Annotated in this window: 7 protein-coding genes and 3 tRNA genes; 9 read left to right on the top strand and 1 reads right to left on the bottom strand. The window is 42.3% G+C overall.

The features are described from left to right. Positions 1 to 4 precede the first annotated feature (4 nt). The 3 genes from LU279_RS10715 (at position 5) to LU279_RS10705 (ending at position 286) form a co-directional block, all read left to right on the top strand. Positions 5 to 77: transfer RNA gene (locus tag LU279_RS10715), tRNA-Asn, on the top strand. Positions 78 to 108: 31 nt separating this feature from the next. Next, positions 109 to 180, top strand: a tRNA-Glu gene (locus LU279_RS10710). 35 nt (positions 181 to 215) lie between these two features. After that, positions 216 to 286: transfer RNA gene (locus tag LU279_RS10705), tRNA-Cys, on the top strand. A 203-nt stretch (positions 287 to 489) separates the two neighbouring features. Here LU279_RS10705 and LU279_RS10700 read toward each other — a convergent pair. Further along, positions 490 to 1752, bottom strand: coding sequence for a dihydroorotase (locus LU279_RS10700; protein WP_274422492.1), 1263 nt, complete (start codon positions 1750 to 1752; stop codon positions 490 to 492). Positions 1753 to 2394: 642 nt separating this feature from the next. On the opposite strand from LU279_RS10700, the gene rpsF reads away from it, so the two are divergent. From rpsF to dnaB, 6 genes are all read left to right on the top strand, one after another. Beyond that, positions 2395 to 2682, top strand: coding sequence for a 30S ribosomal protein S6 (gene rpsF / locus LU279_RS10695; RefSeq protein WP_138270781.1), 288 nt, complete (start codon positions 2395 to 2397; stop codon positions 2680 to 2682). 70 nt (positions 2683 to 2752) lie between these two features. Further along, positions 2753 to 3214 carry a single-stranded DNA-binding protein gene (locus tag LU279_RS10690; protein WP_022066583.1) on the top strand — a complete coding sequence of 154 codons (462 nt, stop codon included), beginning with the start codon at positions 2753 to 2755 and terminating at the stop codon, positions 3212 to 3214. 110 nt (positions 3215 to 3324) lie between these two features. After that, entirely contained in the window at positions 3325 to 3588 is a 264-nt protein-coding gene (gene rpsR / locus LU279_RS10685) for a 30S ribosomal protein S18 (protein ID WP_022066584.1), read from the top strand. Positions 3589 to 3719: 131 nt separating this feature from the next. Further along, complete coding sequence (locus tag LU279_RS10680; protein WP_334305588.1) at positions 3720 to 5789, top strand: DHH family phosphoesterase; 2070 nt, start codon at positions 3720 to 3722, stop codon at positions 5787 to 5789. Next, the gene (rplI, locus tag LU279_RS10675; RefSeq protein WP_274422491.1) at positions 5786 to 6232 is read left to right on the top strand and encodes a 50S ribosomal protein L9; all 447 of its coding nucleotides are present in this window, start codon (positions 5786 to 5788) and stop codon (positions 6230 to 6232) included. Before LU279_RS10680 ends, rplI begins: the two co-directional genes overlap by 4 nt. Positions 6233 to 6250: 18 nt before the next feature. Further along, entirely contained in the window at positions 6251 to 7579 is a 1329-nt protein-coding gene (dnaB, locus tag LU279_RS10670; protein ID WP_274422490.1) for a replicative DNA helicase, read from the top strand. Positions 7580 to 7606 lie beyond the last annotated feature (27 nt).

Here is a 7606-nt window from a genome sequence, read left to right as displayed (position 1 = left end):
CTATTCCTCCTTAGCTCAGTCGGTAGAGCATGCGGCTGTTAACCGCAGTGTCGTTGGTTCGAGTCCAACAGGGGGAGTTTGGGCATGAAGCCTAACAAAATAATAATTGGCTCCATGGTCAAGCGGTTAAGACACCGCCCTTTCACGGCGGTAACAGGGGTTCAAATCCCCTTGGAGTCATTTTCCTTTAAGGAAATGCATACAATATAATATCTGGTGCCATAGCCAAGTGGTAAGGCAAAGGTCTGCAACACCTCTATCCCCGGTTCAAATCCGGGTGGCACCTCTCTAAAGAGTCTTAGAAATAAGGCTCTTTTTTGTATATATGGCTATTTTGTAATTATTTTTTAGGCTCTGTATCAAGCTTTTTAAGTAAGAACAGCCTCATTAGTAAGAGTAAAATACGGAGGACAATCCGGTACCGATGAATGGGTTGGGATACGTCCTCCGAGAAAATATGGATTAGTTTAAATAAGTGCAGATCAGATATCAGTTTTTATAGACAATCTCTCCTCTGCAGATAGTGTAATGGATTTTTCCATACAGTTCCATCCCTTTGAATGGTGTATTGGAAGATTTGGACAGGAAAGAATCTACAGTCCATGTTTCATCTGGATTAAAGATTACCAGATCGGCAGGAAGGCCCTCCTCAACAGAACCGCCGGGAAGATGATAAAGATCGGCAGGATTGCAGGTCATTTTTTCCAGAAGCTCTTCAAGAGTCAGGAACCCTTTCTTTACCAGATTAGTGATACCAAGACCAAGAGAGGTTTCCAGTCCTGTAATACCACTTGGAGCTTCTGTGATAGGTTTGGATTTTTCCTCAGCGCTGTGAGGAGCATGATCGGTGGCAATCAGATCAATAGTTCCGTCTTTCAGACCTGAAATAATTGCCTGCCGATCTTTTTCTGTACGCAGAGGAGGGTTCATTTTAGCAAGAGTACCATAAGTGAGAACAGCCTCATCAGTAAGAGTAAAATGATGAGGGGTGGCTTCGGCATGGATATCCGCACCTAGTTCTTTTGCAAGACGTACAAGAGCAACGGAAGTACCGGAACTGATATGCTGGATCACAACAGGAGCCTTAGTGTGAAGAGCAAGCATACAGTCACGGGCAACCATGACGTCTTCGGCAACTGCGGGAGAACCTGCAATTCCAAGCTTATCCGATACAGCGCCTGCATTGATTCCGTTATTTGAAATAAAACTTTTATCCTCTTCATGAAGGCTGATGGGCATATTTAATTCTGCTGCTTTTTCCATGGCACGGCTGCAGAATTCTGCATTAAGAAGGGGAATGCCGTCATCTGTAAAACCGCAGGCGCCAGCATTCTTTAGGGATTTAAAATCATTCATGATCTCTCCTTTAAGTCCCTGGGATACGGCAGCGGTCTGGTAAATATTGATTTTTTCTTTTTTTGCCCGTGTCAGGATATCGGTAAGAGTTTCAACAGAATCTACAACCGGTTTTGTATTTGCCATACAGATTACAGAGGTTACGCCGCCTTTGGCAGCGGCAAGAGCGCCGGTATGGAGATCTTCCTTATAGGTAAGGCCGGGATCACGGAAATGAATATGAGTGTCAACAAGGCCCGGTGCAACAGTCAGACCGGTAAGATCAAGAATTTCTTCATTATTTTCAGGAACAAGATCAGATGAAATCTGCGTAATTCTGCCATTCTGAATACGGATATCTGTAAATTCCTGCGCATGGGTTTTAGGATTTATAAGAAAACCATTTTTTAAAAGCATATAAAAAGCCTCCTTTTAATGGGCGTATTATCAGTAAACTGCCCTTGTTATTTAGAATCAGTATAGAAGAAAGGAAGGAAGCTTGTCAAGCTAAGAGCGCAAGGGAAAGACATCTGTTTACAGGCAGTTATTGTTTACATGAAAAATTCGCTGGGGGATTGGGGGATTTTTGCTGGGATACTAAGAAAAACAGAGTGAAATAATTTCAATGAAAGTAATTTGAACAATATTTCACCTGCATTTCGGGTACTGAGTGAATAGTAATTAAGAAGTGATATTTTAGAAGGATGGCAGCTTATAAAATAAAGAAACAAATTACAATGCCCAGAATATAGTTTTTGCCATAACAAGAAAAACAGGGTAAGAATTCCTTGCGTCTGTGAAGAAGTATTTTGCCGGAAGGTGACCGGGCAGTGGAAAAGGAATATACCCAGATTTACGGGGATGCTATATTATGGATTTTATCGTGTGAAATTTTGTATCGGCTTATTTAAACTGAGTTAAAAAAATAAATGAGAGATTCGACAAAAAGTTCTTTACAACCGGGAAACCCTATGATAGAATAAACAACTGTGATATATTTTCATATCCTTGCTCTCTGACAGTACAGAGGGCCATAAAGACCACAAGGAGGTAAAAAGCATGAACAAGTACGAGTTAGCATTAGTTGTGAGCGCAAAAGTTGAAGACGAAGTACGTGATGCAGTAGTAGAGAAAGCAAAAGGCTACATTACACGTTACAACGGCGTGATCACAGAAGTAGAAGAATGGGGTAAGAAGAAATTAGCTTACGAAATTCAGAAAATGCATGAAGGCTTCTACTATTTCATTCAGTTTGAAGCAGATGCAGAGTGTCCGGCGGAAGTAGAAAGACATGTACGCATCATGGACAACGTATTAAGATACTTAGTCGTTCGTAAAGACGCATAATCTTTTTACACATGGATTTTAGAAAGCACCATTAGAACCCGTTCACTTACTGAAAGAAAGAGGTAGAAAAATGAACAAAGTAATTTTAATGGGTCGCTTAACAAGAGATCCTGAGGTTAGATATTCCGCAGGAGAAAATGCTCTGGCAATAGCCAGATATACACTGGCAGTAGACAGACGGTTCCGCAGAGACGGAGAGGCATCTGCTGATTTTATCAGCTGTGTAGTATTCGGACGTGGAGCAGAGTTTGCAGAAAAATATTTTCATCAGGGAATCCGTATCGTAGTTAGTGGACGCATCCAGACAGGAAGCTATACAAACAGAGAAGGACAGAAGGTGTATACTACAGAAGTGGTTGTTGAGGAACAGGAATTTGCTGAGAGCAAGGCCGCAAGTGATAACTATGCAGCATCTCATCCGCAGCAGAGCGTGGCTCCTTCCGCACCGTCCATGCCAAGTCCAAGCGCTGCAAGCGCAGACGGCTTCATGAATATCCCGGATGGAATTGATGAGGAATTGCCGTTCAACTAAAGCCGGAGTATGAAATGAACGACGAACAAAAGAGGGAAAACTGATTTTCCAGGTGAAAGGTCAGGATTTCTTAGTCAATCAAATTGAAAGAAAAACAGGAGGAAACCATCATGGCTTACAATAGAGGCGAAAGACCGGACTCTCCTATGAAAAGAAGAGGCGGACGCAGAAGAAAAAAAGTTTGTGTATTCTGCGGTAAAGAAAACAATGAAATCGATTACAAGGATGTAGCAAAACTCAGAAAATATGTTTCTGAGAGAGGTAAAATCCTTCCGAGAAGAATTACAGGAAACTGTGCAAAACATCAGAGAGCTCTGACAGTTGCTATTAAGAGAGCACGTCATCTTTCCCTGATGCCATACGTTCAGGACTAATTTGACCCTGATGCCGCTGCCGATTAATGGCAGCGGTTTTTTTATCTCATTATTTATATGGAAAAAAGCACTGAAATCTGTTATAATATGTTTTGTCAAACAAAAAGGAACATGTAAAATTTATAAAAAGAATGGTAATGAAGATTATGGATGGTAAATTCAAATTAAAAGGTCATCTGAAGCATCTGACGAGATGGCCCCTGTATCTGACAGCTCTTCTGATCATCCTGAACATAGTGGTTTATGCGATAGATGTGAAAGCGGGAGCGGTTGTTACGCTGGGAGCACTGATTTATCTGGCCTGCGCTGTGGGCATTTTCTGTTACCACAGGCCTCAGATGTTTAATGATCTGGTGGCATTTGCGAGCCAGTATGAATTTCTCGAAAAAAGAGTTCTGGAGGAGCTGGCACTGCCCTATGCGATCATGGATATGCAGGGGAGAATGATATGGTGCAATAAGGTATTTGCACAGCTTACAGGAAAAGATCAGTTTTACAGAAAAAATATCAACACGATTTTCCCGGATATTACACCGGACAAGCTTCCTGTTCCGGAAGAAAAAGAGATATCCGAGATCAGTACGCAGGTCGGAGACTGTATATACCGTATTTCCATGCAGCGTGTTCTTTTGGGAGAAGCAATGGTTCATTCGGAAGTTCTGGAGGGACTTTCTGAAAATACAAGCCTGATTGCGATGTATCTGTATGATGAAACAGAACTGAAAGATTATATTAAGGCAAATGAGGACAACAAGCTTGTAGTGGCGCTGGCATATCTGGATAACTATGAAGAGGCTCTTGAGAGTGTGGAAGATGTAAGGCGTTCTCTTCTGATTGCTTTAATAGACAGAAAGATCACAAAATATTTTTCTAATTATGATGGTCTGGTGCGTAAACTTGAAAAGGATAAATATTTCCTGATCATGCGCCAGAGCTCTTTGGAAGCGCTGAAAGAACAGAAATTCCATATTCTGGAGGAGGTCAAGACTGTCAATATCGGAAATGAAATGACTGTCACCCTCAGTATAGGAATCGGACTTAATGCGGCTACGTATCTTCAGAATTATGAGTATTGCCGAATTGCCATTGAAATGGCTCTGGGCCGTGGAGGCGATCAGGTGGTGATCAAAAATGGAGACAGCATCACTTATTATGGCGGCAAGGCCCAGCAGATGGAAAAGACAACCCGGGTAAAAGCCCGTGTAAAGGCACAGGCGCTGAAGGAGTTTATGAGCACCAAGGAACGTGTGGTTGTTATGGGGCATAAGATCACAGATGTGGATGCGCTGGGAGCAGCGATTGGTATTTACCGTGCAGGAAAAACTCTGGGTAAACCGGTGCATATTGTAGTAAACGATCCGTCTACCTCCATTAGACCATTGATGGCTGGATACCTGAACAATCCAGATTACGAACCGTCTATGTTTATAGACAGGAATCAGGCGATGGAGCTTGTGGATAATAATACAGTAGTGGTGGTAGTGGATACGAACAAGCCCAGCTATACTGAATGTCAGGAACTTTTGTATATGACAAAAACAATTGTTGTTCTTGATCATCACCGCAGAGGAAATGAGATTATTCAGAATGCAGTACTTTCTTATGTGGAGCCGTATGCATCTTCTACCTGTGAAATGGTAGCAGAGATCCTTCAGTATTTCTCAGATGATCTGAGACTGAGAAATATAGAGGCAGACTGTATTTATGCAGGTATTATGATCGATACCAACAATTTTATTACCAGAGCCGGTGTACGTACCTTTGAGGCAGCTGCATTTTTAAGACGCAGCGGTGCGGATATGACAAGGGTGCGCAAGCTTCTCAGAGATAATATTGATTCATATAAGGCACGTGCGGAGGCTGTTCGTACAGCCAGCATCTATAAAGAATGTTTTGCCATTGCAAAATGTCCAAGCGAGGGACTGGAAAGTCCAACTGTAGTGGGAGCACAGGCGGCAAACGAGCTTTTAAATATTGCAGGTGTGAAAGCATCTTTTGTGCTGACGCCTTATAATAATGAGGTGTATATCAGCGCTAGAGCCATTGATGAGGTAAATGTCCAGGTATTAATGGAAAAAATGGGTGGTGGAGGTCATCTGAACATTGCAGGAGCGCAGGTGAAGAAACCAATGCCTGAAGTTGAAGAGATGCTGAAGAACATTATTGATGAAATGTATCAGGAGGAAAAGGAAACAAAATGAAAGTAATTTTATTAGAGGATGTCAAATCTCTTGGAAAAAAAGGTCAGATTGTAAATGTCAGTGATGGCTATGCCAGAAATATGATCCTGCCAAAGAAACTGGGCGTTGAGGCAACACCGAAAAATCTTAATGACCTGAAGCTTCAGAAGGCAAATGAAGAAAAAGTAGCACAGGAAAATCTGGAGGCTGCCCAGGCATTCGCAAAGGATTTGGAAACAAAGGAAGTTATTCTTACTCTGAAGGTAGGAGAAGGCGGAAGAACTTTTGGTTCTGTTTCGGCAAAAGAAATTTCCGAGGCTGTAAAATCTCAGCTGAATCTGGATATTGATAAAAAGAAGCTTCAGCTTGACGGTCCGATCCGTAATCTGGGTGTAACTCAGGTTGGCGTGAAACTGCATCCAAAGGTGACCGGAAGTCTTAAGGTCTGGATCAAAGAAGCATAAAATGGAGGCACCCACAGTATGGAAGAAGCACTGGTCAGGAGAATACTTCCTCACAGTATTGAAGCAGAACAGTCGGTGATCGGCTCCATGCTTATGGACAGGGATGCGATTCTCGTTGCGTCTGAAATCCTTACAAGTGATGATTTTTATCAGAACCAGTACGGCATTATTTTTGACGCTATGGTGGAGCTGTGCAATGAAGGACAGCCGGTTGATCTGATTACTCTTCAGAACAGACTGAAGGAAAAAGATCTTCCTCCGGATATCAGCAGTATGGAATATGTCAGAGAACTTCTGGAGGCAGTTCCTACTTCTGCAAACATAAAATATTATGCGAATATTGTAAGTGAAAAAGCTCTTCTTCGGCGTCTTATAAGGACTACGGAGGAGGTGGCAAACAGCTGTTACCTGGAAAAAGAAAATACCGAAACTCTTTTGGAAGAGGCAGAAAAAAAACTTTTTAGTATTCTTCAGAGAAGTATTGGGGGCGATTATGTTCCGATTCAGCAGGTGGTTCTGAATGCCATCAACAATATTGAAAAAGCCTCCAAGTTGAAGGGAAGCGTTACTGGAATTCCTACAGGTTTTGTTGATCTGGATTACAAAACTTCAGGTATGCATCCCTCAGATCTTGTTCTGATCGCGGCCCGCCCCTCTATGGGAAAGACCGCTTTTGTACTGAATATCGCACAGTATATGGCATTCCGCAAAAATGTTACAGTAGCGATCTTCAGTCTTGAGATGTCAAAGGAACAGCTTGTAAACCGACTGTTGGCAATGGAATCTCATGTGGATTCCCAGAACATGAGAACCGGTAATCTGAAAGATGAGGATTGGACAAAACTGGTAGAAGGGGCGGATATTATTGGACGCTCTAATCTGATCATTGATGATACGCCGGGTATCAGCATTGCAGAAATGCGTTCTAAATGCAGAAAGTACAAGTTGGAACATAATCTTGGTATTATCATGATCGACTATCTGCAGCTGATGAGCGGAAGTGGAAAAAGTGATTCCAGACAGCAGGAAATTTCAGATATTTCCCGTTCGTTGAAAGCGCTTGCCCGTGAGTTGGGAGTTCCGGTGATTGCACTGTCTCAGTTAAGCCGTGCAGTAGAGCAAAGACCGGATCACAGGCCAATGCTTTCTGACCTTCGAGAATCCGGAGCGATTGAGCAGGATGCGGATGTGGTAATGTTTTTGTACAGAGATGACTATTATCATAAGGATACAGAAAAAAAAGACATTGCCGAGGTCATTATTGCCAAACAACGTAACGGCCCCATTGGAACCATTGAGCTGGTATGGCTGCCAAGGTATACACAGTTTGTAAATATGAAGAAATAGGATTCTATAAGAGGATCTTCTGTATTT

The sequence above is a fragment of the Blautia sp. XA-2221 genome (genome assembly GCF_028767025.1).
GTDB lineage: Bacteria > Bacillota > Clostridia > Lachnospirales > Lachnospiraceae > Blautia_A.
This window is presented reverse-complemented; position numbering and strand designations above follow the sequence as displayed.